This is a genomic window from Iodobacter arcticus, from assembly GCF_042664895.1.
Lineage (GTDB): Bacteria > Pseudomonadota > Gammaproteobacteria > Burkholderiales > Chitinibacteraceae > Iodobacter > Iodobacter arcticus.
Window position 1 is genome coordinate 32,924 of sequence record NZ_JBHTBQ010000027.1, and the last position, 25,855, is coordinate 58,778.

The 25,855-nt window shown below is 47.8% G+C and carries 21 protein-coding genes, 6 tRNA genes and 1 pseudogene; 22 read left to right on the forward strand and 6 right to left on the reverse strand.

Translation table 11 applies throughout. The features are described 5' to 3' along the window. Nucleotides 1–106 precede the first annotated feature (106 nt). The 16 genes from ACFQNF_RS12930 (at nucleotide 107) to ACFQNF_RS13005 (ending at nucleotide 18,686) form a co-directional block, all read left to right on the forward strand. On the forward strand, nucleotides 107–772 hold the full coding sequence (locus ACFQNF_RS12930) for a response regulator (RefSeq protein WP_380188368.1): 666 nt from the start codon (nucleotides 107–109) through the stop codon (nucleotides 770–772). Further along, on the forward strand, nucleotides 769–2,085 hold the full coding sequence (locus tag ACFQNF_RS12935) for an ATP-binding protein (protein ID WP_380188369.1): 1,317 nt from the start codon (nucleotides 769–771) through the stop codon (nucleotides 2,083–2,085). Before ACFQNF_RS12930 ends, ACFQNF_RS12935 begins: the two co-directional genes overlap by 4 nt. Nucleotides 2,086–2,313: 228 nt before the next feature. Further along, nucleotides 2,314–4,584: a nitric-oxide reductase large subunit gene (locus tag ACFQNF_RS12940; protein WP_380188370.1), complete on the forward strand. Its 2,271-nt coding sequence runs from the start codon at nucleotides 2,314–2,316 to the stop codon at nucleotides 4,582–4,584. 279 nt (nucleotides 4,585–4,863) lie between these two features. Beyond that, on the forward strand, nucleotides 4,864–5,181 hold the full coding sequence (locus tag ACFQNF_RS12945; RefSeq protein ID WP_380188371.1) for a DUF2249 domain-containing protein: 318 nt from the start codon (nucleotides 4,864–4,866) through the stop codon (nucleotides 5,179–5,181). A gap of 535 nt (nucleotides 5,182–5,716) precedes the next feature. Then, complete coding sequence (gene nirK, locus ACFQNF_RS12950; RefSeq protein ID WP_380188372.1) at nucleotides 5,717–6,760, forward strand: copper-containing nitrite reductase; 1,044 nt, start codon at nucleotides 5,717–5,719, stop codon at nucleotides 6,758–6,760. Between the two features lie 84 nt (nucleotides 6,761–6,844). After that, nucleotides 6,845–7,237: a c-type cytochrome gene (locus ACFQNF_RS12955; RefSeq protein WP_380188373.1), complete on the forward strand. Its 393-nt coding sequence runs from the start codon at nucleotides 6,845–6,847 to the stop codon at nucleotides 7,235–7,237. Next, nucleotides 7,234–7,977 (forward strand): SUMF1/EgtB/PvdO family nonheme iron enzyme, encoded by a 744-nt coding sequence (locus tag ACFQNF_RS12960; protein ID WP_380188374.1) that lies wholly within the window; start codon nucleotides 7,234–7,236, stop codon nucleotides 7,975–7,977. The genes ACFQNF_RS12955 and ACFQNF_RS12960 overlap by 4 nt, the downstream gene beginning before the upstream one ends. A 125-nt stretch (nucleotides 7,978–8,102) precedes the next feature. Beyond that, nucleotides 8,103–8,705, forward strand: coding sequence for an SCO family protein (locus ACFQNF_RS12965; protein WP_380188375.1), 603 nt, complete (start codon nucleotides 8,103–8,105; stop codon nucleotides 8,703–8,705). Between the two features lie 275 nt (nucleotides 8,706–8,980). Beyond that, the gene (locus ACFQNF_RS12970) at nucleotides 8,981–10,954 is read left to right on the forward strand and encodes a TonB-dependent copper receptor (protein WP_380188376.1); all 1,974 of its coding nucleotides are present in this window, start codon (nucleotides 8,981–8,983) and stop codon (nucleotides 10,952–10,954) included. A 258-nt stretch (nucleotides 10,955–11,212) separates the two neighbouring features. Next, complete coding sequence (locus tag ACFQNF_RS12975) at nucleotides 11,213–12,520, forward strand: GGDEF domain-containing protein (protein WP_380188377.1); 1,308 nt, start codon at nucleotides 11,213–11,215, stop codon at nucleotides 12,518–12,520. A gap of 396 nt (nucleotides 12,521–12,916) precedes the next feature. Further along, on the forward strand, nucleotides 12,917–13,801 hold the full coding sequence (gene rbsK, locus ACFQNF_RS12980; protein ID WP_380188378.1) for a ribokinase: 885 nt from the start codon (nucleotides 12,917–12,919) through the stop codon (nucleotides 13,799–13,801). After that, on the forward strand, nucleotides 13,798–14,196 hold the full coding sequence (gene rbsD, locus ACFQNF_RS12985) for a D-ribose pyranase (RefSeq protein ID WP_380188379.1): 399 nt from the start codon (nucleotides 13,798–13,800) through the stop codon (nucleotides 14,194–14,196). Before rbsK ends, rbsD begins: the two co-directional genes overlap by 4 nt. A gap of 310 nt (nucleotides 14,197–14,506) precedes the next feature. Continuing rightward, a complete protein-coding gene (locus ACFQNF_RS12990) occupies nucleotides 14,507–15,982 on the forward strand; it encodes a sugar ABC transporter ATP-binding protein (protein ID WP_380188380.1) in 1,476 nt (491 codons plus the stop codon). A gap of 2 nt (nucleotides 15,983–15,984) precedes the next feature. Further along, nucleotides 15,985–16,923 carry an ABC transporter permease subunit gene (locus ACFQNF_RS12995; RefSeq protein ID WP_380188381.1) on the forward strand — a complete coding sequence of 313 codons (939 nt, stop codon included), beginning with the start codon at nucleotides 15,985–15,987 and terminating at the stop codon, nucleotides 16,921–16,923. A 224-nt stretch (nucleotides 16,924–17,147) separates the two neighbouring features. Then, nucleotides 17,148–18,086 (forward strand): ribose ABC transporter substrate-binding protein RbsB, encoded by a 939-nt coding sequence (rbsB, locus tag ACFQNF_RS13000; RefSeq protein WP_380188382.1) that lies wholly within the window; start codon nucleotides 17,148–17,150, stop codon nucleotides 18,084–18,086. Nucleotides 18,087–18,344: 258 nt separating this feature from the next. After that, complete coding sequence (locus ACFQNF_RS13005; protein WP_380188383.1) at nucleotides 18,345–18,686, forward strand: hypothetical protein; 342 nt, start codon at nucleotides 18,345–18,347, stop codon at nucleotides 18,684–18,686. Nucleotides 18,687–18,900: 214 nt separating this feature from the next. On the opposite strand, the gene ACFQNF_RS13010 is transcribed toward ACFQNF_RS13005, so the two are convergent. The 3 genes from ACFQNF_RS13010 to nadA all read right to left on the reverse strand — a co-directional run bounded on the left by ACFQNF_RS13010 (nucleotide 18,901) and on the right by nadA (nucleotide 21,505). Continuing rightward, nucleotides 18,901–19,344 (reverse strand): hypothetical protein, encoded by a 444-nt coding sequence (locus ACFQNF_RS13010; RefSeq protein WP_380188384.1) that lies wholly within the window; start codon nucleotides 19,342–19,344, stop codon nucleotides 18,901–18,903. Nucleotides 19,345–19,417: 73 nt separating this feature from the next. Next, a complete protein-coding gene (locus ACFQNF_RS13015) occupies nucleotides 19,418–20,467 on the reverse strand; it encodes a bifunctional nicotinamide-nucleotide adenylyltransferase/Nudix hydroxylase (protein WP_380188385.1) in 1,050 nt (349 codons plus the stop codon). 120 nt (nucleotides 20,468–20,587) lie between these two features. Next, entirely contained in the window at nucleotides 20,588–21,505 is a 918-nt protein-coding gene (gene nadA, locus ACFQNF_RS13020; protein ID WP_380188386.1) for a quinolinate synthase NadA, read from the reverse strand. 271 nt (nucleotides 21,506–21,776) lie between these two features. On the opposite strand from nadA, the gene ACFQNF_RS13025 reads away from it, so the two are divergent. The 6 genes from ACFQNF_RS13025 to ACFQNF_RS13050 all read left to right on the forward strand — a co-directional run bounded on the left by ACFQNF_RS13025 (nucleotide 21,777) and on the right by ACFQNF_RS13050 (nucleotide 22,408). Beyond that, nucleotides 21,777–21,852, forward strand: a tRNA-Gly gene (locus ACFQNF_RS13025). A 25-nt stretch (nucleotides 21,853–21,877) separates the two neighbouring features. Continuing rightward, nucleotides 21,878–21,953, forward strand: a tRNA-Gly gene (locus ACFQNF_RS13030). A gap of 36 nt (nucleotides 21,954–21,989) precedes the next feature. After that, a tRNA-Gly gene (locus tag ACFQNF_RS13035) sits at nucleotides 21,990–22,065 on the forward strand. Nucleotides 22,066–22,087: 22 nt separating this feature from the next. Continuing rightward, nucleotides 22,088–22,163: transfer RNA gene (locus tag ACFQNF_RS13040), tRNA-Gly, on the forward strand. Nucleotides 22,164–22,205: 42 nt separating this feature from the next. Then, nucleotides 22,206–22,279: transfer RNA gene (locus ACFQNF_RS13045), tRNA-Cys, on the forward strand. Between the two features lie 45 nt (nucleotides 22,280–22,324). Beyond that, nucleotides 22,325–22,408, forward strand: a tRNA-Leu gene (locus ACFQNF_RS13050). A 650-nt stretch (nucleotides 22,409–23,058) separates the two neighbouring features. Here the strand turns inward: ACFQNF_RS13050 and ACFQNF_RS13055 are convergent. From ACFQNF_RS13055 to bioF, 3 genes and pseudogenes are all read right to left on the reverse strand, one after another. Next, nucleotides 23,059–23,733 (reverse strand): hypothetical protein, encoded by a 675-nt coding sequence (locus ACFQNF_RS13055; protein WP_380188387.1) that lies wholly within the window; start codon nucleotides 23,731–23,733, stop codon nucleotides 23,059–23,061. 203 nt (nucleotides 23,734–23,936) lie between these two features. Further along, nucleotides 23,937–24,314 (reverse strand): annotated as a pseudogene (locus ACFQNF_RS13060) (SDR family NAD(P)-dependent oxidoreductase). A gap of 21 nt (nucleotides 24,315–24,335) precedes the next feature. Further along, nucleotides 24,336–25,484 (reverse strand): 8-amino-7-oxononanoate synthase, encoded by a 1,149-nt coding sequence (gene bioF / locus ACFQNF_RS13065; protein ID WP_380188388.1) that lies wholly within the window; start codon nucleotides 25,482–25,484, stop codon nucleotides 24,336–24,338. Between the last annotated feature and the right edge of the window lie 371 nt (nucleotides 25,485–25,855).

Sequence of the window (25,855 nt, forward strand, 5' to 3'; positions counted from 1 at the left end):
CACTCCAAAATCAAAACCGGAAATGTAAGGATGTCGCCTTCGGATTAAGGCAACATTAACTGTGCAATAATCTGCGGCCTGAATGCGAAGCAAGGAAAAATCGCCCATGCGCGTGCTGCTGGTAGAAGACAACGAATTAATTGCCCATGGCATTAAAGCGGGCCTGCGAGCCCATCAATTTACGGTAGACAGCGTGGCCAGTGCTGCAATGGCAGAGGCCGCGCTTGCCACCTTAAATTGCGATGTGTTGATTCTAGACCTTGGCTTGCCTGATGAAGACGGCATGAAACTCCTGCCGCGTTTAAGAGCAAAAGGCATCGTTTTACCCATCCTTGTGCTGACCGCACGTGATTCAGTAAAAGACAAAGTAATGGCATTGCAACTAGGCGCTGACGATTATCTGCTGAAGCCTTTTGATTTAGATGAATTAGTCGCCCGCTTACACGCCTTGCAGCGGCGTGTAGCCGGGCGTTGCATTGATCTGATTACAGATGGGCCATTAAAACTCAACCCCGCTACGGGCCATGTCAGCCTGCATGAGCAAGCCATTGCCTTATCCCGTCGGGAAATGGCGCTGCTGGCTGCACTGATGCAAGCCAAGGATCGAATACTTAGCGCCGAGCAGCTCAAAGACCGGCTTTATGATTTCAGCGAAGAAATCGAAAGCAATGCCCTTAATGTGCATATTTATCACCTGCGCCGTAAATTAGGCGGCGAGATTATCGAGACCATCCGCGGCATGGGCTATCGCTATGGCGGAATAAAACCATGAGCTTGCGCCTGCGCTTATTACTGCTGATTGGTATTTCTCTGAGCTTGCTCTGGGGCGGCGTAACGGCCTGGACCTTATATAATCTGGACCGGCAAATACGCAATACGCTGGATCAACGCTTAAGCATGTCGGCGCAAATGGTAGCAGGGCTCATCTCGCAAAACGTCGCCGCTTGGGATGCGGCGGCCAAAGGCAAAAAACGCGACACGCTACTGCTGCCAGCAGGCAAAGGCTTAGCCTGCCAGATCAGCTCCTTGCGTGGCGAAGTGCTGGCGCGCACCGATCATACGCATCCCGATGCCACTCGCTCTGAAACGCTGGGCTTTACTGATTTAACCATCAATAAAGAACAATGGCGCAGCTACACCATCGAAGCCTTTGGCCTGCGCGTCACCACCGCCGACCGGTTAAGCGAAAGAAATCAAATGCTGCACGATGTGCTATTTGCCACCACGCTGCCCTTTATGGTTGCACTTGTTGGCAGCCTGCTTTTACTTTGGTTTGGCGTAAGACAAGGGCTGCTGCCGCTAGAGAAAATTCGCCAAGCCCTTGCAGGCCAAGCACCGCAAACCTTAAGCCCGCTCTCTACCCAGCATATTCCCAAAGACCTGCTGCCTTTAGTAAACAGCTTAAATCAATTATTAAGCCGCATAGAGCAAACGCTGGAGCGGGAACGCCAGCTGACCAGCGATGCCGCACATGAATTACGCACCCCGCTCACCGCCATCAAAATCCATTTGCAAGTCGCCCGCATTACCGAGGGAGAAGAAGCAAAAACCGCTTTAGATTACGCCGAAGAAAGTGTGGCAAGGCTGCAGCATACGCTGACGCAATTGCTGACACTGGCCCAGATTGAAGGCGATTTTTGCTGGGATGACGGGCAAAGCACCTGCGCCCACGAGATCTTAAAACTAGCCATCAGAGACGCCGCCCCCCAGCAGCCAGAGCGAGTGCAGTTAGGCGAAATAGCCACAGCTCAGCTTGCCCTACCCCAAGCCCTTGCCGTAACGGCGCTGCGTAATCTGCTAGATAACGCACTGAATTACTCCCCAGCCAATAGCGTGGTAAGAGTGGAAACACAGCGCTTAGAATCGGCAATGTGTTTCAGCATCATCGACCAAGGGCCGGGGCTGCAGCCCGCCGAGCTAGCCTTAGTCACCCAGCGTTTCTGGCGGCGTAGCAGCACCAAAGGCAGCGGCCTTGGCCTATCCATCGTAGCCGCCATCGCCAAACGTTTTAATGGGAAGCTCGAATTAAGCCCGCATAAAAACGGCGGCATTAAAGCCACGCTCACCTTGCCAATTCTGAAGTAAATCGCTTCAAAAGCACGAGATAATAAGCGGCATAGACGGGTGGCGTGGCTTACCCGGTGTTGCTGCACTTACTTAGAAGGTGAAGTGGGGATTGCCTACACCCCACTCACTTTTACCCCCGCTCCCTGCCCACGCACATTAAACATGCATATTATTTGCATCTTTCTAAAATAGGTATATATTATGCATATATAAATCCCAACACGCCTCACCCATCCGGAGCACATCATGCATAAAACGCGTAATCTCTGGCGCACGCTTGCGGTTATTTTCTTCCTGTCTTTTGCCGTGCTCGGCTGGATAGGTCGGGAAATTTACCTTGAGAAACCGCCGATTCCCCAACAAGTTTTAAGTAGCAGCGGCAAGCTGCTGTATAGCGGCGAGCAAATTCAGCGGGGACAAGAGGCTTGGTTGTCAGCCGGTGGCCAGCAGGTGGGCTCGGTTTGGGGGCATGGTAGTTATGTCGCTCCTGATTGGTCGGCCGATTGGCTGCACCGCGAGGCAATTACCCTGCGTGATATTTGGGCTAAGCAGCAGTTTAAAAAAGATTACAGCCAGCTGAGCCGCGAAGAACAAGTACCGCTGGATGCACGTTTAATCTCGGTGATGCGTAGCAATACTTACGATAAAGCCAGTGATACGCTGACTATTCAAGCCGATAGAGCCGTAGCGATTGAGCAAGTTGCCCAGCACTATATGGGCCTGTTTGGTACCGATGCTTCGCAAGATAAGCTGCGTGAGCAATACGCGATGATTGCTGGCTCGATTAAAAATGCTGACGACTTGAAAGCCCTACCCGCGTTCTTCTTTTGGTCGGCATGGTCGGCCACCACCAATCGCCCCGGCATTGATCATATTTCCTACACCAGCAACTGGCCGCACGAGCCACTGGTAGCCAATACCCCAACCACCGGCACCAGCGTTTGGTCGATTGCCAGCATTATTTTATTGCTGGCGGGTATTGCAGCGATGATCTTGTTTCACCAAATGCACCGTGATGAAGAGCCGGTGATTTGCCCAGAAAATGATCCGCTAGTCACGTTGAAGCTGACACCATCGATGAAAGCCACCATGAAGTATTTCTATGTGGTGATTGGTTTACTGCTAGTGCAAGTGGGGATGGGGATTGTTTCTGCGCATTACCAAGTAGAAGGCGGTAGCTTCTTTGGCATTCCGCTGGCAGAAGTACTACCGTTTACCATTAGCCGCACCATTCATACCCAGCTTGGCGTGTTATGGATTGCCACCGCATGGCTGGCAACGGGCCTGTTTTTAGCGCCAGTATTAGGCGGCAAAGAGCCTAAGTTTCAAAAATTCGGTGTGGATGTGTTGTTTTATGCCCTGCTATTGATTGTGGTTGGATCGATTGCCTGTGGCTGGGTCGGCACCTTACAACGCTTGGGCACTAGCTATAGTTTTTGGTTAGGTAATCAAGGTTTGGAATACACCAGCATGGGCCGCGTCTGGCAAGTGCTACTGTTTATTGGTCTGCTGATTTGGGTTGGCTTATTGGGCCGTGGCTTATGGCCTGCGCTGCGTAAACCATCCGAAAGCCAAGGCCTGATCGCCATGGTGTTTATCTCTGCAGTATGTATCGGCCTGTTTTACGCATCATCTTTGGTATGGGGGCAAAAAACCCATTACGCGCTGATTGAATACTGGCGCTGGTGGTTGGTGCATCTGTGGGTAGAAGGCTTCTTTGAAGTATTTGCCACCGCTGTGATTGCCCTGCTGCTCAGCCGTCTAGGCTTGATCCGCGCCGCATCGGCCAACCGCGCCATTGTGCTTGAAACGATTGTGTTCTTATTTGGCGGTATTTTAGGCACGCTGCATCACCTGTACTTTACCGGCTCACCGACTTCGGTGATTGCGGTCGGCGCGATGTTCTCAGCGCTTGAAGTAGTGCCTTTAGCGCTGATTGGTGCAGAAGCCTATCAAACTTATCGCCACAACCAAGCCGCACCGTGGGTGGCTAAATATCGCTGGGCAATCATGTGTTTTGTGGCGGTCGGCTTTTGGAATAGCGTCGGCGCGGGCTTACTGGGCTTTGCGATTAACCCGCCTATCTCGCTGTATTACGTACAAGGCCTAAATATGACCGCCGCCCACGCTCACGCCGCGCTATTTGGTGTGTACGGCATGCTCGGCATCGGCCTGATGTTGTTCTGCTTACGCGGCCTTGCTCCTGCTGCTAATTGGAATGACAAGCTACTGAAACCAGCTTTCTGGTCGCTAAATATTGGCCTGTTTATGATGGTGTTTATGTCGCTACTGCCATCCGGTATTTACCAAGCCATTGCCAGCGTAGAACACGGCCTGTGGTATGCCCGATCTGCCGAAATTATCCACTCACCTGTGATGGAAACCTTAGTCTGGCTGCGCGTGCCGGGCGATATCGTGTTCTCGGTAGGCGTAGTATATCTGGCCGTATTTGCCCTGAAACTACTGGGCAGAGATCGTAGCTTGCCTGTGCCAGCGGGCAAGTTGGTTGATGCATAAAGGTCATTGAAATGAAGTTGGGGTAGTTGCCCCCCAACGTAGGGCGTACTCGAAGCTGGGCAGCTTTATCGCCCAGCGCAGTACGCCAACCACGCCATACACACCATATATCACGGGCACGGGCACGGGCAAACGGCGCACTGCGCTCTCACGATGCGACTAAAAACTGTCGCATGCAGAGCTTCGAGTGCGCCCTACGGTGTTTTATTCGAGTGCGCGGTATTCAACTCGAGTGCGCCCCAGCAATCTAGTCTCTTATTTTTAATTAAAGGAATCACCATGCATGACTGTAGCCTCCCCAATCAATTAGACGGCGTATATGGCTTTGATGCGCGCGGTGTCGCCAAGCGCTTTCGCCATGCGGCGATCTTTGGGGCGATCGAGTCACTCAATGAAGGCGAAACAATGCGCTTTATTAATGATCACGATCCATTGCCTTTATTAGCGCAAATTGAGCAGCGTTATCAAGGCCAAGTTAAAGCTAATTATATTCAACGCGATCATGAAGCGATTGTGATTGATTTTTCAATTCAACCTAAACCAGCCGCAGCGAGTGAAGGCTGTGGTAGCGGTGGATGTGCGTGTAGCGGGGAATAAAGCTAGGCTAGATATACGCAATATAACAACCTCAACTTTTAATAATCGTTTACCTGATTATGCCTCTTGCTCAATGGACTCTGTGTAGATGGATTTCTTGAGTGCGGGATTTAGTTTTTGAATTTGTAGGGCGGGTGAAACCCACGAGCGATGCCGAATAAATACGCGGGTTTCACCCGCCCTACGATATTTATAATGTTATTGAGCAAGCGGCATAATCTGGATCGTTTATAAACGCGTCATTCCCGAGTGGTTTTATCGGGAATCCAGCAGCACTGCTGTCCCCCGACAAAAACAATCGGAGGGGACGATATTGAAATTCTAAACGTCTAAGTGGCAAAGTATATATTCTAAAAAAAAATGATTTATCCTAAAAAACGGTGCCTAGATGCACCGTTTTTTTACGCCTGTAAGAAGTATAAAAAGATCACGCCGCTTATTGATTTTTATCAATGTTAAATATGCATACTAAATACAATATATGGATAGAAAAATATAAAACATACACACACAACATGGCAAATGGAGCTTCATCATGGAATTAAAATCCTGTTATTTAAATACCAAGTGGGCATTTGAATCTTTGCTTATTTGCAGCGCTTTAACCGCGCCATTGGCATTGGCTGAAACAGAAGCCACTTTGCCAATAGAAACCGCCGTGTTATTAGCACCGCCCAATGTACCGCCTGCTATTACCCGTAAAACCCCAGCCAAAGTCATTGTTAATCTCACCGTCGAAGAAATGGTGCGCGAAATTACCCCCGGCACCAAATATATGTTTTGGACTTTTGGCGGCACCGTACCAGGCAAAATGATTCGGGTACGTGAAGGCGATACGGTAGAGCTTAATTTAAAGAATTTAGCCAGCAGCAAATTGCCACACAATATTGATTTGCACGCCGTATCCGGCCCAGGTGGCGGCGCTTCACAAACCCTCATTGCGCCGGGCAATCAGGCTAAATTTACTTTTAAAGCACTCAACCCTGGCCTCTATGTTTATCACTGCGCCACCGCCCCAGTGGCCATGCATATTGCCAATGGCATGTACGGCATGATTTTAGTTGAGCCTAAAGAAGGCTTAGCGCCGGTAGATAAAGAGTATTACGTGATGCAGGGTGATTTTTATACCCCTGGTGTATTTGGCGCTGGCGGGATGCAGCCTTTTGATATGCAAAAATCAATTGATGAAAAAGCCAGTTATGTTTTATTTAATGGCGCTTCTAATTCACTCACCGGCAAAAATGCACTCACCGCCAAAGTAAATGACAAAGTGCGTATTTTCTTTGGTGATGGCGGACCAAATTTATTATCTAGCTTCCATATTATTGGCGCGGTATTTGATAAGGTTTATTTTGAAGGCGGATTAAAATTCCAAGAGCAAGTACAAACCACCGCCGTGCCTCCTGGCGGTGCAACAATCGTCGAATTCACCCCAAAAGTACCCGGCAATTTAACTCTTGTTGATCACGCCCTAAGCCGTGCCTTTCATAAAGGGGCGATTGGCATTATGTCGGTCACGGGGGATGATCAGCCCGAAATTTATAGCAAGGGCATCCATAGCAAATTAAAAGCGGAATAAATATAGCCAAGGCGGCGGAGTGAATAGAGCAGGCACTCCGCACTGTGCATCAGACATCAAATTATCTCTTTCAGATACAACAGGATGATCATTATGAAACCGCTATTATTTATATTAACGGCCTTTGCATCATTTCAAGCATTAGCCATCGATGTGAGCGCAGGCAAAGCCGTTTATGAAAAAACCTGTACCAGCTGCCATATGGCCAATGGCGATGGATTAGCCGGTGCATTTCCTCCTTTAAATAAATCTGATTACTTTAAAAAAACCAACGCTAGCGCACTCATTAAAATTATAGATCAAGGTTTAAATGGTGAAATTACAGTCAATGGGCAAAAGTATATCTCTGCCATGCCTGCACAAAATTTAAATGATCAAGAAATAACGGATGTATTAAATTATGTGAGCGTAGCCATGAATAGCGGCAAGCCTATCTTTAAAGTGGATCAAGTTAAAAAATTAAGAATACCAAAATGAGAGCCTTATTGGCATTCAGCCTAATCAGCAGCGTATTTGCTGCTGATTATATGCCTATCGCAGGAGGCACTTTGCGCACCGCTTTGCCAACCGATGGCGAAACGGTGCAAGTGGTGGCTTATCGCTTAAGGTCTAAGCCGGTGAGTAATCAGGATTATTTAAATTTTTTGAAAAATAATCCGCAGTGGCAACGTGGGCAGATTGCCCCACTCTTTGCAAATTTGGACTATTTAGCCAATTGGCAATCGGCCACAGATTATTCACCTAATCATCCCCTCGCCCCAGTTACCCAAATTAGCTGGTTTGCCGCCAATGCCTATTGCGCCAGCGAAAAGGCGCAATTACCCACATGGTCTCAATGGGAATTTGCCGCCGCTGCCGACGCCCTGCGTAAAGACGCCAGAAATGATCCACTCTGGCGAGCCAAGATATTAAGGTGGTATGCCGAGCCCGCCATCACGCCATTAGCCCAATCAGGCCAGCAAATCGCCAATATCTATGGTGTTTACGATATGCACCAATCGATTTGGGAATGGGTAGAAGATTTTAATGGCCTATTTGTCACAACAGATAGCCGAGGCCAAGGCGATCAAACCTTATTAGAAACCTGTGGCGCGGCCAGCTTATCGTTAGGGGATAAAGAAAATTACGCCATCTTAATGCGCATTGCCTTATTGGCCGCATTAAATGGCACCGATACGGTCAATACCCTTGGCTTTCGTTGTGCCAAGCATATTTAATTAGTTAAGTACTTAATGTAAAAATTTTCGAGCAAGGCATCCTGACGAACACAGTGTAAATAATACGGCGAGGAAGGATAACGAAGCTCGAAGACTTTTATTAAGGCTCTTAATAGGAAGCAATCATGTTAATGAAACCAATCTTGCTTAGTATTTTACTTTCCATCAGTGCGGCAAGTATCGCCTGCGATGATCATGCCGCACATAAGGCCGCCAGTGCCGTGGCAATACCTAGTGGAAATTCTCTCTATCAAATCGATGCCCCATTAATGGATCAACAGGGCAATTCATTTAAGCTGGCTGATGAGCAGGCTAAAATGACCATCATTAGTATGTTTTATGGCGATTGCAATTTATCTTGCCCCATTGTGATGGAAAACGTAAAACGCACTATTGAGGCCGTACCCCTTGTCCAGCGTAAAAATATCAGAGCGCTATTAATTAGCCTAAACCCGGGGATTGATACGCCAAAATCCTTGGCTGGATTAGCAAAAGTTCATCAATTTGATCCAACAACTTATCGCTTAGCCGTCAGTGATAACGACAGTCATACAAGGCAAATTGCCGCCTCCTTAGGCGTTAAATACCGCCGTTCAGCCAATGGCGAAATTAATCACAATACCCGATTTGTATTAATGAACCAGCAGGGCATCATTATTAAAACAAGTGACACACTCAGCATTACGCCTGATCCAGAAATACTGGCGACGATTAAAGCCAATTTATAGCCAATCGTATTAATACGCACTTAGGAAGCGCTGTTAAACCACAATGACAAATAAATACTTTTATATGGCGGCTCTCCCGCCAATTCTATCAACTTAAGCGAAATGTTTTTCGTAGGGAGGGTGAAACCCGCCGAGCTTTGCTGAAACACGAAAAATGGCGGGTTTCACCCGCCCTACGATGGTTTAATACCCTATTTGCATAAATCCTTATTGTTTTATTAAAAAAACAAATTCATTTCTAAACAACACATTAATTCAATGATTGAAGCTCACTAATGAAAAAAATAATTGTCCTCGCATTAAGCGCTGCATTTTCAGCGCACTTTGCCAACGCAGAAACCATTCAGCTCTCCCCTGTTATTGTCACCGCGCCTGCCATGCAAGAGGCGCTAAAAGTGGAGTTTGATGCAAGAAACCCACAGCAACCTTTGCCTGCCACCGATGGGGCCAGTTTTTTAAAAACCATTCCAGGCATGAATGTGATTCGCAAAGGCGGGATTGATGGCGATCCGGTTTTTCGTGGCATGGCAGGCTCTAGGCTGAATATTTTGCTCGATGGTGAGCAAATTCTGGGCGGCTGCGGTGGCCGTATGGACCCGCCCACGGCTTATATTTTTGCTGACTCTTACGACAAAGTGAGCCTACTCAAAGGGCCGCAGACTGTGCTGTATGGGCCAGGTAATTCTGCAGGCACGGTGCTGTTTGAGCGTAAAGCCGCAGCATTTCCACAGGGCGGCATCAAGGCCAATGCCGCGCTCACCGTCGGCAGCTTTGGCCGCTTTGATGCCATGAGCGAGCTTGCTACCGGCAATGGCAAGGCCGATGTCAGCGTGATTGCCACTCACTCCCAGCAAGATGATTACAAAGATGGCAATGGCAACGCCGTGCATTCAAATTACCAAAGGCACAGCGCCAACCTTACCCTAGGCTGGACGCCCGATGAAGATACCCGCTTGCAATTCTCTGCCACCCAAAGTGATGGCGAAGCCGCTTATGCCGATCGCGGTATGGATGGCAGCCTGTTTGCTAGGAATAGCCTGAGCTTTAAATTCAGCAAAAAGAATATCTCCCCGTGGCTTAAGCAAATTGAAGCACAGCTTTCACACGCCTATATCGATCATGTGATGGATAACTACAGCCTGCGCCCCTACACACAGGGCAAAGAAATGGCCAGTAATCCAGACCGCCTAACATGGGGCGGGCGCATGATGGCTACGCTCAATACCAGCGATGACAGTCAGCTAAAGACCGGCTTGGATTTTCAGCAGGATGAGCATAGCTTACGCACCGGCAAAGATTATCAAGATAAGCCGCGTATCGATGATGCTCGCTTTAAAAACAGCGGCATCTTTGCTGAGTTCAGTTACTTTATCAACGAGCAATCACGCCTGATTAGTGGTGCGCGCGCCGATTTTTGGCAAGCCAACGATAGACGCCTGAGCAGCGCAAGCGCTAGGCAAGAACGCAAGGAAATACTGGGCAGCGGCTTTGTGCGCTTTGAGCAAGATATCAGTGCGGGCACGATGGTCTATGCAGGCTTAGGCCGCAGCGAGCGAGCGCCAGATTACTGGGAGCTGATCAGCAAGCAAAGCGCAGACAGCAATTCTGCGTTTAACACCGCCACCGAAAAAACCAGCCAGCTCGATCTGGGCGCAATCCATCACGATGGCCCCTTATCACTCAGCGCCTCTACGTTTTATAACCAGATTGACGACTATATTTTGATTCAATCTGGCGTACCTAATGGGCGTATGGGCACAAAAACCATTAGCCGCAATGTGGATGCCAGTACTTGGGGCGGTGAAATGGGGCTGGCTTATCAACTCAGCCCTAAACTAAAAAGTGAGTTAGCGCTCTCCTTTGTGCGCGGCAATAATCAAACCGATCACAGCGCCCTTGCCCAAATCCCCCCACTAGAAAGCCGCGTCAATCTCAGCTGGAATGAGGCCAATTGGAATGTAGGTGGCTTGATCCGTGCGGTGGCGGCACAAAATAGAATCGACTTAGGCAAGGGCAATATCGTTGGGCAAGATACTGGCAGCACGGCAGGCTTTACGATCTTCTCGCTCAACGCCGCTTACAAGCCCAGCAAAAATAGCCAGCTGAGCATCGGTGTAGATAATCTGTTTGATCGTAGCTACGCCGAGCACATCAGCCGTGCGGGCGCGATGGTGGGTGGCTATTTGCAAACCAGTAAAATCAACGAACCAGGCAGAACGCTTTGGCTGAAAGGGCAAATCAATTTATAATATTTGGCTCGGGAGGGGGGTGCAAAACCATCTTCCCTAAATCTAAAACAAAGCCCCTTATCCATTCAATAACATTAGCAATAACCAGCACACACTGTTTGCATCGATCAACATAATCAATAGCAAGATTAAACTGCATAAAAACCATCAAAATGCTGTTTTTCACACTCAGCAAATCCCAACAAGTGACCTATTTGGGCTAGCCATTTGCGCGTTTCAAATCAATACTGCAAGCTAATACAAATATAAGGTTTGAACATGCCAGCGCAAAAAATCATCACCCAATGGGGCATTCTTCAACCCATCCATTTTGTGCTTGGCTTATTAATTATGCTGACCATCACTTTATTGCTGTGGCAGCACTATGGCATGAATTTATCTTTACGCTTTGATCCCAGCAATTTTACGAAAATCAGTGCCAGTGATGATAGAGATACCGAAGGTGGTAAAAGCATAGGCTTGCTTACCTACACCGCAGATTACTGGCGCTTGGACTGCCAGCTCAATGAGGGGCATCGCTCGCCTTACTGCTCAATTGATCTGGATTTAAGCAATGGTAGCCAAGGTATTGATTTTTCCAAATACACACAAATCACCATCCACTACCGCTATCAGGATGCGCGTGAACAAGTGAATCTGGTCATGATTAATTTTAATCCCGAATATAGCGTGGAGAATGATTACCGTAGCCAGAAATTTACAGAAATTTACCTGCCCGGTGCCATGGGCTGGAGCACGCATGCCTTAAGCTGGCGCCAATTTAATGTGGCATCCTGGTGGATTGCAGACAAAAAAATACCGCCTAAATGGGCAGATAATGAATTTAGCAACATCAGGGAAATTCGCGTGGCCACCGGCCTTTTCCCCAAAAAAACCAATCACCAGATTGATTTGGCCTATATCGAATTAAATGGAAAATGGATTAGTAATAATACTTTGCAATTATTGCTCCTCCTCTTATGGGGAGGCAGCGCCGCCTTCTGGCTGATTACAGAATTACGCCGTTCGATGCAGGCTTTACAGCGTAGTAATAAGCAGCAGCAGGCCTTAAAAAATGCACAAGAACGCTTAAAAGAAACGAATCAATTACTAACAGAGCGCAGTATGCGTGATCCGCTCACCTCGGCATTTAATCGGGAAGGGCTCAACGTTTTGCTTGCCAGTGAGCCTCTCAATGCCTCGCTCTGCATTATTTTCATTGATATCGATCACTTTAAAAAAATTAATGATACTCATGGCCACAGCACAGGGGATCAAGTGCTTTGCCTGCTGGCCCAGCATATTCAGCAGCAAATTCGCCCAAGCGAAAAACTAATCCGCTTTGGCGGCGAAGAATTTATCTTACTTTGCCAGTACAGCGGCTTAGCACAAGCTGAGCTGCTCGCAGAAAAACTACGCTTATGGCTCTTTAGCCAAAACTGGCCGTCAGAAATCACCCTAAGTTGCAGTTTTGGTGTGGCAGAGCGGCAAACAGGCGAAAGCTTTGAAGCGGCCCTCCATAGAGCCGATCTGGCGCTCTACCGCGCAAAAGCAGGCGGACGTAATCGGGTGGAGGTTGCAAAGTAAAGGATATTACGCGGCAAAACCCAAGCCTTGAAACACGCAGCTCACAGCAGAACGCAGCGCTTCACGAAGAAATACAGATGCAAAATTAAAATCTTTGATATGGGTTTTGCACCTTCTCTACGTGGGCAAAATATAGCACCCCACACCTTACATGTTTATTACATACGACCCAATCGCCAGCCAATTCCCTTGCTCGCTCCGCTTAACACGCCCTCCCAAAGCCATTGATGTCAAAGACATTCCTCAAAAGACCACCCCAGAGCTATCCCCATCAGGAAAATCCCGTAGTTCAATAAAAAGCACTACATTTTCTTGATTTAGATCTATATTTTTTGCTGCGTACGGTTTAGCATTGCTCGCAAATCACGTAGCCATCAGAAAAAATAAGGGTACAACATGACAAAAGTAGTCGTCGTTGGCAGCATTAATATGGATTTAGTCGTCCACACCCAGCAGTTTCCCCGTATGGGTGAAACGCTAATTGGCGAGCAGTTTGCAACGCATCCGGGTGGCAAAGGAGCGAATCAGGCCGTGGCTGCGCAGCGCCTTGGCGCCTCGGTTGCGATGGTGGGCTGTATCGGCAATGACGAATTCGGCCAAGCGCTAAAAGCGGGCCTTGTGGCTGAAGGCATTGATACCCGCTGGCTAAAAACCAGCCCAGACACCGCTACCGGTGTGGCACTGATTACGCTCTGCCTTGGGGATAACGCCATTGTAGTGGTGCCAGGAGCAAATCATCAGCTTAGCCCGAGCGATATCAATGCCGCAGAAGCTGCATTTATCGATGCCGATGTGATTCTGGCCCAGCTTGAAATCCCCTTAGATACCGTAATGGCTTCCGCCCGCCTCGCCCAAAAGCACGGCAAACCTTTCTTTCTGAACCCCGCGCCTGCACAAGCGCTGCCTGCCGAACTACTGGCGCTTTGCACCCTACTCACCCCTAATGAATTTGAGCTGCTAGAAGCCCTTGGGGAAGCAGATGGTGATTGGAAAGCAGTATTGGCCAAGCACGCAGCGGTGATGACCAAAGGCAGTGATGGCGCTTGGTTTAATCAAGATGGAGAGCTTCAGCATCAAGCAGGCTTTAAGGTTGATCTGGTCGATAGCACCGGAGCGGGCGACACCTTTAACGGCGCGCTCGCCACGTTCTGGCAATTAGGCATCAGCGAGGCCACAAAAAGGGCCAGCGCAGCAGGTGCCTTATCGGTCACCCGTGCTGGCGCACAGGGCGGCATGCCCACCCTGGCAGAACTCGAACAATTTTTAAAGACGCAATCATGAAAAAGCACGGCATATTAAATAGCGAGCTCGCTCGCGTTCTCGCCCGATTGGGCCACACCGATAGCATTGTGATTGCCGATTGCGGCCTGCCGATTCCAGACCATGTAGAGCGCATCGATCTGGCGCTCAAACTAGGCCAGCCTAGCTTTGTAGACACGCTGCAAGAAATCCTTAGCGACATGCAGGTAGAACGTGCTGTGTTTGCCACAGAATGCTTGGCAACAAATCCAACAGTTGCAGCTCAGGCACAAGCCATGCAATCGTCAGGCATTAGTATTGATTTTGTCAGCCATGAAGAATTCAAACAGCTGTGCCACGATGCCAAAGCCGTGATCCGCACCGGCGAAGCATCGCCCTACGCCAACATCATCTTGCATTCAGGCGTGATTTTTTAAGGCTCTGTACAGCCCTAAACCCAGATCTTGAAACACGGAGGACACAGAGAACACGGAGTCTCACGGAGGAAAAACATGAGAGAAAACAAGGTGCTCATGGTTTTTTTCGACACGAAGCAGACGCCACCAAAGCTCAAGCAAAAACCGGAAAACTCCCTTTTAGTTTTCCTCCGTGTAACTCTGTGTCCTCCGTGTTCTCTGTGGTTCAAGACCTGGGTTTTATATGCAGCTGAGTTTTACGATTATTTCCTGCTGTTTTTATGTATTCATGTTTTAAAAACCTTCACTCATTAAAAACCAAGGCTTTCGTATGCTGATCCAAATGCAAGGCATCAATAAATCTTTTGGCCCGGTTAAGGTACTGGAAGGCGTGGATTTTGCGCTGGAGCGTGGCGAGATTCATGCGCTGATGGGTGAAAACGGCGCGGGTAAATCGACGCTGATGAAAATCCTCACTGGCATTTACCCAAGCGACGCTGGCCGTATTCATGTGGATGGCCGTGAAGTGGCGATCCACAGCCCCAAAGAAGCCGAAGCACTGGGCATTGCCATCATTCATCAGGAGCTGAACCTGATTCGTGAATTATCGGTGATGGATAATCTGTTTTTAGGGCGTGAAAAAACCCGTGGCGGCTGGCTTAAATCGGGCGAGATGCGCGCGCTTTGCCGCGAATATCTGGCGCTGCTAGGCATTAGTAATATCGACCCCGATCAAGAAGCAGGCTCCTTATCCATAGGCCAGCAGCAAATGGTCGAGATTGCCAAAGCGCTGTCGCTTAACGCGCAAGTCCTGATTATGGATGAGCCAACGGCGGCGCTCAGCAATAGAGAAATCGAAGTTTTATTTAAGCTGATGCAAGATTTAAAAGCACGTGGTGTAGGCATTGTGTACGTATCGCACCGGATGGAAGAAATCTTTCAGGTTTGCGATCGCATCTCGGTCTTACGCGACGGGCAATTTGTGGGCACCCGTGTGATCAAAGAAACGCGCTTTGATGAAATCGTCAAAATGATGGTGGGGCGTGAAATTGGCGATCGCTACCCTAAGCGAAGCAGCGCCCTTGGTCCTGTGCGCTTTAAGGTAGAAAACCTCGCCGACGATCACACCATCAGCAACATTAACTTTGAAATTCGCCAAGGCGAAGTGCTAGGCGTGGCGGGCTTGATGGGGGCTGGGCGTAGCGAAATTGCCCGTAGTCTATTTGGCCTCTCTGCCAAATCGGCGGGGCAAATTTGGCTGGATGGTGCGCCTATTCATTGCAAATCAGCCATTGAAGCCATCGCTCACGGCATAGGCTATGTCACTGAAGACAGAAAATCACAAGGTTTGGTGCTGGGTTTATCCGTAAAAGAAAACATCAGCCTGACCAATGCCCCCAATAAAATGGGCATGATTGATCACAATGCCGAAAGCAAAAACGTCAGCGAAATGATACGCAAGCTGTCTATCCGCACCCGTGATGCTGATTTAGAAGTCAAATCACTATCAGGCGGTAATCAGCAAAAGGTGGTGTTTGCCAAATGGCTGGGGATTCATCCCAAGGTGCTGTTTTTAGACGAGCCCACCCGAGGGGTCGACGTGGGTGGCAAGGCCGAGATTTACCACATTATTAATGAGCTGGCCGCCAGTGGCGTCGCCATTTTGATGATTTCATCCGAGCTACCTGAAGTGCTCGCCATGAGCGATCGCATCCTGGTGATGCACCAAGGACAAAGCGCCGGTATTTTCGATGCTAAAACGGCCACCCAAGAATCAATTATGCACGCCGCCACCGGAGGCCAATAATCATGAACCAAAGCCAAAAAGCCACGCTACAAAAGCTGGGCCCCCTACTCGCACTGCTGCTTATATCTGGTGTTTTGTCAGTGATGAGCCGCGATTTTCTTACCGTAAATAATCTGCTGAATGTGCTGCGGCAAGTATCGATCAATGCCCTGATCGCCTTTGGTATGACTTTTGTGATTTTGCTAGGCGGGATTGATTTATCCGTAGGCGCGGTACTGGCGCTTTCGTCCGTCGCCATTGCCAGCATGATGGCGGCGGGTGTTGATCCAGTGCTCGCAACATTATTTGGCGTATTGGCAGGAGCCGCGCTTGGAGCGGTGAACGGCATCATTATCAGCCGTGGCAAAGTTGCGCCCTTTATTGCCACCCTTGGCACGATGACGGTATTTCGCGGCTTGGCGCTGGTGGCATCAGATGGCCGCCCAATCACCGGTTTTAATAGCGACTTTTTCTCTATGCTGGGCGCAGGCTATATCGGCAATTTGATTCCTGTGCCCGTGATTACCACCTTGATCGCCTTTGTAGCACTGTGGTTTATCTTAAAAAAGACCGTCTTTGGCCGCCATGTTTATGCAGTGGGTGGCAATGAAGAAGCTTCGCTGATCTCTGGCGTAAAAGTAAATCGCGTCAAGCTTTGGGTTTACACCCTCTCTGGTGGCTTATCCGCCCTAGCAGGTGTGATTCTCACTTCTCGCCTTAACTCCGCCCAGCCTAATGCCGGCATGGGATACGAGCTAGACGCCATTGCAGCCGTGGTTTTGGGCGGCACCAGCTTATCCGGTGGCCGAGGCTGGATCGTCGGCACACTGATTGGTGCGGTATTGATTGGTGTTCTCAATAATGGCTTAAACTTACTATCTGTGTCATCATTTTACCAGCAAGTTATTAAGGGAAGCGTGATCCTGCTGGCTGTATTACTAGATAGAAGTGCAAAGAAATAAAGGGCTAGATACATATATCAATTGCAAGCATTGCGTCATCGTAGGGCGGGTGCAACCCGCCAGACTTTGAGATGAAATACGGTAAAAACGGCGGGTTGCACCCGCCCTACATGTGGCTACTTTTCAAATCAAGCATTCCATCGCTTGGCTTTAAACAGGCACTCAATGGCGCAGAAAAGACGCCAGGTGTCATTTTGTTGTCCTTCACACACAAGGCTTTAAACATGAAAACTTGGCTAAAACCCCTTCTGATCGCTTCAATGGCTCTGGCATTTTCGGCTTGCTCTAAGCAAGGCCCGGAAAGTGCAGCACCTGAGGCATCTGCGCCTCCTGTTACCGCGGCAGCCAGCAATAACACCGTTGGCCTGGCTATTTCCACCCAAAACAATCCTTTCTTTGTCACCTTAAAACAAGGTGCTGAGGAAGCGGCTAAGGCCAATGGCCTGACGCTGATTACCGTGGACGCACAAGACGATGCGGCGAAGCAAATTGCCAGCATCGAAGATTTAATCCAGAAAAAAGTAAAAGTAATTCTGATTAACCCTACCGATTCTGATGCACTGGTGTCCGCCGTTAAACAAGCCAATGCAGCAAAAATCCCCGTGATTACGCTGGATCGCAGCATCAGTGGTGGCGAAATCATCAGCCATATCGCTTCAGATAATGTGGCTGGCGGCAAAATGGCAGCTGCGTTTCTGCTAGAAAAAATCGGCAAACAAGGTGAAATCGCCGAGCTAGAAGGTATTGCCGGCTCCTCCGCAGCGCGCGAACGTGGTCAAGGCTTTCATGCTGGGGTGGATGCAGAAAAAGGCGTAAAAGTAGCCGCCAAGCAACCTGCCGACTTTGATCGCGCTAAAGGCTTGTCTGTGATGGAAAACATCCTGCAAGGCAATAAAAAGATTAAAGCCGTATTTGCCCACAACGATGAAATGGCCTTAGGTGCGGTGCAAGCACTAGAAGCGGCTGGCCTGAAGAATGTAATTGTGGTGGGTTTTGATGCCACAACAGACGCGGTTGCCGCTGTGAAAGCCGGCAAAATGGCCGCTACTGTGCAACAAAAACCTGAGCTAATCGGCAAAATGGGGATTGAAGCGGCGAAAAAGATCATCGACGGCCAAACTCCAGAGAAAAACATCCCTGTGCCTTTAGAACTTGTTAAGTAAATCGTAAAAGAACAAAAAGCCTGCATCCGTATGATGCAGGTTTTTTTTGCGCTTTGTTTGATAAAACAAGGCATAAAAGCAAACAAATACAAGCCAAATCTACAAAAATTACCTTTTAGTGCAATAATTGAAAGCCACGAATAAGTAAATAGTACGAAATTGTAATAATTACCATTGTCAGCTGATGTTAAGAAATGGAAAATGATACGTAATAAAGTTACGTTTTATTTGAAATACTTAATCAGAGAGTAATCAGCCATGCGTATGCTCTTTTTAGCCTTAAGCCTTTTGATTGCCAGCCCAAGCCATGCCAGCGTGCTTACTTCGCACGAGCAGTTTGAATCGCTCTATTCAATCAGCACTGCAGATAGCAGCAAAACGTGGCTGCGGCTTAATGAGCAAAATATCGCGACAAACCTTAATCTGCCCAACACCAATAAAGCGGATCGCTCTTTTAGCCAAGGTATCTGGAAAACCAAGCTAAACGACTCGCTAAGCCACATTGGCAGCAGCTCCAGCTTACTTAGAACAGAAACCTATGTGCTCGTCGTCCTTGGCGTGTCTGTGCTATTAGTACGCCGCCGCAAATTACAGTTTTAAAGTCTCGCGGCTTAAGCAAAATAAATAATGCCCGGATGATTTTGAAAATTACCCGGGGCATTATATAAATCACCACGGAAAGAGAAGATTGATTATTTAAACTAATCTGACAATCTCGGCACCAATCAATACAAAGACTATCAGATCTAAGCTTCTACCGTTTATACAAAATACTGGCCCCTTCCTGATGCAGACTTTTTTTAATTAATCTCAATCAAAACTCGCCCATTTCTTTTAACTCACTAGCCACAACAGCTGAAGCGCTCTGATTCAAAATAATCTGTGCAGCAACAAGCGCCATACGGTCAGAAGAAGTAAGCTTATGATATTGCTCATTTTCCTTATTTTTCCAAAAGACTTCACTCTCTATTGTTAATGGCAGAACAAAAGCGAGCATAAGATCATCTTCATCAAATGCATACTCCACCAAGGAGCTATGATTTGGATCAGTTATTGTTTTCAATTTTGCACTGGATGAGCTAATTTTAACATCTGGTTCATTATGGTCAGCTTCAAAAAACATCATCCCCATTTGAGCATCCAAACTCATGCTAAGCGCCGAATATTCAATAACAAATTCTTCGCTATATTCACCTAAATCAAAGTTAGCAAGCAAACCAACCCAAAATTCTTTATTCACCAATTCAAATGCTTTCATAATACCCACACACTCAAATACAAAAAAATCACTTTAAATCAGCAAACATAAACATGTAAATGCTCTTTTAACATTAAATCTGCCCTAAAAACCAATTCACAATATAGAAATGGTCTTCAAACAACTCGGCTTCCATGCGGTTAAATTCAAATAACGGTACCCATTTAGCCCGATCTGCATCGTCCCCGCCGCGCACCTTAGGCAAGCCCTCCCCCGTTGGCGTTAGCTCAATTAAAAAAGCATGGGTAATGGTTCGGCCGCGCAAGGATCTATGCGGATGATCAAATACCCGTGAAGAGCGAATCGAGCCCGCCAGCACGGGCGCAGGCACTTTTAAACGTGTTTCATCGCGCAGCTCGCGGATCACGGCGTCTTTAACCAATTCATCCTGATTAATAAAGCCACCCGGCAAGGCCCACAGCCCACGCCCCGGCAAGTTTTTACGCCGCACCAACAAGATATGCCCAGAATGAATCACCACCGCATCTACGGTCACAAAAGTAGGCGGATACGGGGCAACAGACCACGCTTTGCGATAATCCTGCACAAAGCGCCACTCTGCCTCCAGATTGGCGTAAACCTCGCCTGAGCGAAACGCTTGTAAATGCGCGTAGACAGGCGCGGGCAATTTATCAGCACAAAGCCCTGCTCCACCGTCTGCAAATAGATTACGGCGCACTTGCGAGGCATGAATGCCCATTATTTCAGGCACCTCCACCCGCTGCCACTGCGGAAAAAGATCAAGATAATAAGTATGCTTGCTGCGGCTACTACCCACGATGCCCACTTTAAATTGCGCTTCACGGCTGCCAAGGCTAGCGGTATCGACCGCAATCACTTTATCAACAAGGCTTTGTACCTCGGTAACCCACTGCTGATCGTTATACATTCTGTCCGAGCAGCCCACTACAAACACCCTATCCTGCATTTCTGGCGGCAATGCAGCACGCAGCATCGCTTCGCGCTCAGGCACTGTCCAAGGATTGCGAGGATTTCTTGCCTGACGAGCCGAGCCGCAAATCACAATCAATTTGCCCGCTCGCTCTAAGGCCGCCTTAACCACCTGCAAATGCCCAAGATGAAAAGGCTGAAAGCGTCCAATAAATACGAGGTAATCCAGCATTATTCAATCACCCGTCATTTAATCTGATATCGGAAAGAAGCTCGAAATAAATCACAAGCTTCAAACTTAAAAGGCAAAAAAAGGCGGGTAACAGACCCGCCCTTCTTTCTTAAACGCTGCTTACTGGTAATAACGCTTGGAGAATTCCAGCATGCGTTCGATCGGCAGGCGGGCGCTGTCCATTTGCTCCGCGCTCAGGTAATCAATGCGCGTACCCTCGCCCGCTTGGGCGCGTTTTACGGCATCAATGGTATTCATCTTCATATAAGGGCAAGAATTACACTGACAGCCCGCATAAATCGGTGCTTGTTTGATATTCAAGTCAGGACGGGCAAGGCCCATATTGTAGAGAATGCCGTCTTCTGTCGCGACAAAAATGACCGCATCCGGCTCTTTATCAAACGCTTTAATCCAGTTCAGCATACCCGATGTTGAGCCCACATAATCGGCCTGTTGCAACACAGGCAAGGGGCTTTCTGGGTGAGCGATCAGATATTTAGCGCCTGCTACTGCTGCGAATGCTTCATCTAGCGCGGCTTGGTTGAATTTATCGTGGACTTCGCACACGGCGCTCCACAGCGGCATATCGTAGCCATACTGGAAGTTTAAATACGCGCCCATATTGCGGTCTGGCGAAAACGCCACCTTTTTACCTTCGGCATAAAGGCTGGCGATAATGTCATCCACATTACGGCTAGTGACAATCCAATCCGATAAAGCCTTATGCTCGGCAGAGGAGTTAATATAAGAAACATGCACATAATCTGCGTGCTCTTCACGCCATTTTTGTAATGCGGTCACGTCGGTTTGAGTGACTAATGAACAAGTGGAGCCGCTGGCTGGCAAAATCACTTCGGCCTGCGGGTTAAGAATTTTTGCTGTTTCTGCCATAAAACGCACGCCAGCAAACACAATGACATCTGCGCCGCATTCTTTAGCGTATAAAGACAGCTCTAAGCTATCGCCGACTTTATCGGCCATTTGTTGGATTTCGGGCTGGGTATAGTAATGCGCAAGTGTGACTACACGTTTGGACATGGGAAATCCTCCAATGTGAAGCCGCCGTCATCCCGGCAGCATAAAAAATAAAGTGTTGCTAACGACAAACAACATCACCAGTATCCCTAGCAAGCGTCAGCGGATATAAGCGTAACATAACTTAGCCTTTAAATATCAATACACTATCTATTTACTGCGCCATTTGGCTAAAAAAGGTGTGGATAGTGCTTGACGAAGCAAGGCCTCATCTTCATAATGCGACTCCTCTTCTGGTGCAACAGCAGAAAAGAAAACGCAACAAAACAGTGATGCGGGAATAGCTCAGTTGGTAGAGCACTACCTTGCCAAGGTAGATGTCGAGAGTTCGAGTCTCTTTTCCCGCTCCAGTCATACCGATGTAGATGTGCAGATGCGGGAATAGCTCAGTTGGTAGAGCACTACCTTGCCAAGGTAGATGTCGAGAGTTCGAGTCTCTTTTCCCGCTCCACTCATTTGCTTGGTTGTTGTACAATGCATGATGTATGCGGGAATAGCTCAGTTGGTAGAGCACTACCTTGCCAAGGTAGATGTCGAGAGTTCGAGTCTCTTTTCCCGCTCCACTTCACGTATGCAGTATCCCAAGCGGGAATAGCTCAGTTGGTAGAGCACTACCTTGCCAAGGTAGATGTCGAGAGTTCGAGTCTCTTTTCCCGCTCCAAATTTTAAAAATAAAGAAAATACCCTTTGTTTTAGTAACCATGGCGGAGTAGCAAAATGGTTATGCAGCGGCTTGCAAAGCCGTCTACGCCGGTTCGATTCCGGCCTCCGCCTCCAGTACCAGCTAGTTGAAGTGAAAGATACAAGTTGTTATTGCTTGTAGCCCGGGTGGTGAAATTGGTAGACACAAGGGACTTAAAATCCCTCGCTTATGGCGTATCGGTTCAAGTCCGATCCCGGGCACCACACTCAAACAGTAAAACTTCAAACCCGCATGCCTTAAGGCTTAGCGGGTTTTTTGTTGCCTGCCGCCCACAAAAAAAGCCGGAAAATTTCCTGCCTCTCTAACTACATTCTGATTCCGCACAACCAAAGATCGAGTGGGGTTTCAAGTTTTACCATTCCTGTTCCGAATGTAATCACTGATCATCATCAGCGGTACACTTCCCTCTCAAATAAGTTCAGCCATCGTCTATGCGAACGACAAGCCTCAAAAGAGGCAAAAAGCAAGCTTTAGCTTTTAGCGACGTAGCCTTCCAAAGCATCCTCCACCATCCAGTCAAGTGTAAGTTACGACTAGCAACACCCGCCTGAGCAAAGGATCCAAGCGCTTCACAATGGCAACACGATGCGCATCCTTCCCTGAAATAATCGCAAATTTATTACTAAATAATAAATTCGGCAATTTCACAGATAACTCTAGAACTAACGCTTTCAATCCTTTGCCATTATTCTTTATCTAAGCTTCTAATAAATAATTTAAAGCTACTAACAGTATTAATTTGCGTTTTCTGCATTGCGCTGCAATGAACACTCACTCCCCCTTATGTACATAAAAATCAAACGATAAAACCACTAAAAGACCTCTTAAAGTTTAATACTCAATAAAAAATATATTAATTCAACAACTCTGGGTCTTTATTTTCCTCGATAAGCTGGCTTAATATAACATCCGACCCAAAAACTATGCTTATAGATGCCTCCAAATCCTTGTGTATATCTGCACTATAAAATGAATGTCTTGCTGGATCATGTACTAACTCATGCCTTAAGTTAAAAATACGATCCAGCGATTTATAACCATCTCCTGAAAATGAAGTTTCTGTTTCTGGCTGGTCTTTAAGTCTTAACTTAAGATTAGAAATAGAGGTCCAGAGATCCTTACCACCCATTAATTTAGAAAAAACTTCATTAATTCTTTTTACATTTTGAAACGACTGAGCTGCCGAGACAATTTCCAATGGATGAACACTATGAACATGAATATCAATCAAATCATAAATATCAAATTTATCCGGATACAAATTTTTCAAATGCGACTTAAAAAACACGGGATCGCAATATTTAAAAATAAAATCAAGTATATCTCGATAATAAACTTCAATAGCCGTAACAGTTGAAATAATAACAGATCGTTCAATTAAACTAACAATCTTTGCATCTAGAGATCCTTCTAATAGTAAATTACCAGCAGCAAGACATTGTTCAGAAGATTCAAAAAAATTTGAAAATGGCCTAGCGTATCGTGTTTTACGATTGCTACGTGCTTGTTTAATTTGCTCTATTTTCATGGAATTTCCAATATAAAAGTAACTGACACCAAATTATAGTATAAAAATTTTAACGCACAGATCTATAAAAACCTACTCAAAGCAATATATCATTACTCATGATTAGAAATACTCTCACCTTTACACCTATTATTTTCACAGCAGGAGTCGAATTATCATTTAATTACTGATCCGGATGATTAGTCTCCCACTTTCTACCCCGCTCAATTTACCGCTTCTTTAGCACATAAAAAATAGGGAGTGATATTGCAGGCAAAGATGCGGCTTAACCGTGCGGCGTCCATTTCGTCCACGCGCATTTGGGTTTCTAAAATGCCAGCGTTATTCACCAGTGTGCTAATCATGCCTAATTCCGTATCTACAGTTTGAAACAGGCGTAATACATCGGCCTCCTGCGACACATCGGCTTGCACCGCGATAGCCTTTGCGCCAGAGGTTTGAATCTATTCAACCACCGCTGCAGCTGCGGCCTGATTTTTCAGGTAGTTCACACAGACGGCATAGCCGCGCTGCGCCGCTAGCTTGGCGGTGGCCGCGCCAATGCCCCGGCTGGCGCCGGTAATCAAAATGACTTTATTCATTTTTACCCCTGATTTTTTGGATTATGGCTTAGCCATTAACGCTTTTAACTTGCTGATCAAGGCAGCAATATCGTCACTGGAATGCGCCGCGGATAAGGTGATGCGTAGGCGCGGGGTGGGGACGGTGGGGGGACGGATTGCGCCTGCCCAGATGCCGTGATCAAACAGGGCTTTAGCGATGCGGATTGCGGTTTCGTTATCAGGCAGCAACACCAGCTGAATAGCCGTATTAGAATCGAGCAGCTCACAACAATCCTGTAAGCCCGCTCTAAGCGCCGCGATATGCTCGGCCAAACGCTGCCGTCTCCAAGGCTCTGCCTCAATTAAATCAAGGCTGGCCTGCATGGCGCAGGATAAAAGCGGCGGCATGGCTGTGGTGTATACATAGCTGTGTGCGGTATTAAGCAGCCAATCACATAAGACCTGCTCACCCGCGACAAAGGCTCCTGATACGCCAGCAGCCTTGCCTAAGGTAGCCATATAAATAATACGCGGCGATACCACGCCAAACTCCGCCAGCGTGCCTCGCCCCTCGCCAAGCACCCCAAAGCCGTGGGCATCGTCCAAAAACAGCCAAGCATCGTATTGCTCGGCTAGGGCCAAGAGTGCCGCCACAGGTGCGATATCGCCATCCATGCTAAATACGGCATCGGCCACGATCAGCTTACGTGGCGCAGTGCTGGCTGCCAGCAATCGCTCTAGCGCCGCCAAATCCTGATGCGGATAGCGCTTAAAATCGGCCCGCGATAAGGCCACTGCGTCATTCAAAGAAGCATGATTCAGCTTATCGGCAAACACCGCATCGCCGCGCCCCATTAGCGCGGTAATCACCGCTAGATTGGCCATATAGCCGGTCGAAAAGCCCAGCGCTGCGGGCATGCCTACAAAGGCTGCCAAGCGATCTTCCAGCGCCTGATGCGGGCCAAAATGACCGGCCAATAAATGCGCCGCGCCGCTGCCCACGCCCCACTCCGCCGCGCCTTGTTGCGCCGCCTGCACCACGGCGGGGTGATTGGCCAAACCCAGATAATCATTGCTACAAAAATTAATCAGCTGCCGCCCAGCAATCTGAATATGCGCGCCCTGCGGGCTATCAATTTGACGACGGCTACGCAGTAAACCTGCTTGCTGGCGCTCGGCAAGCTTGGCAGCAAATTGGGAAAAAGGCATGGGAAAATCCGGCGGGGTAAAGCAGCAATTCTAACAGTTTCATAGCGTGCACAACGACGCCGTCGGAGTGCAGAAAACCGGTGCGCAAGAAAAACGACTTGCACACCCTATATGACAAAGATCTGCAGACACGAAGTACAGAGAGCCCATTGAGCAAGAGGCATAATCAGGATTTTTAAAGTAAAAAAACAAGCTTTAAGGCTTCATTTTTCAAAGTATGAATTAGATTAAAATAATATTCCAATCCCATGCAAGCAACCAAAAAATTAGCAATAAAATAAAAAATGCTATCTTATTAAGATATAAAAATAGCAACAATCATTAAATTAAATCAATTAATTGTTATTCATCACTTCTACTGCATTTGTTTG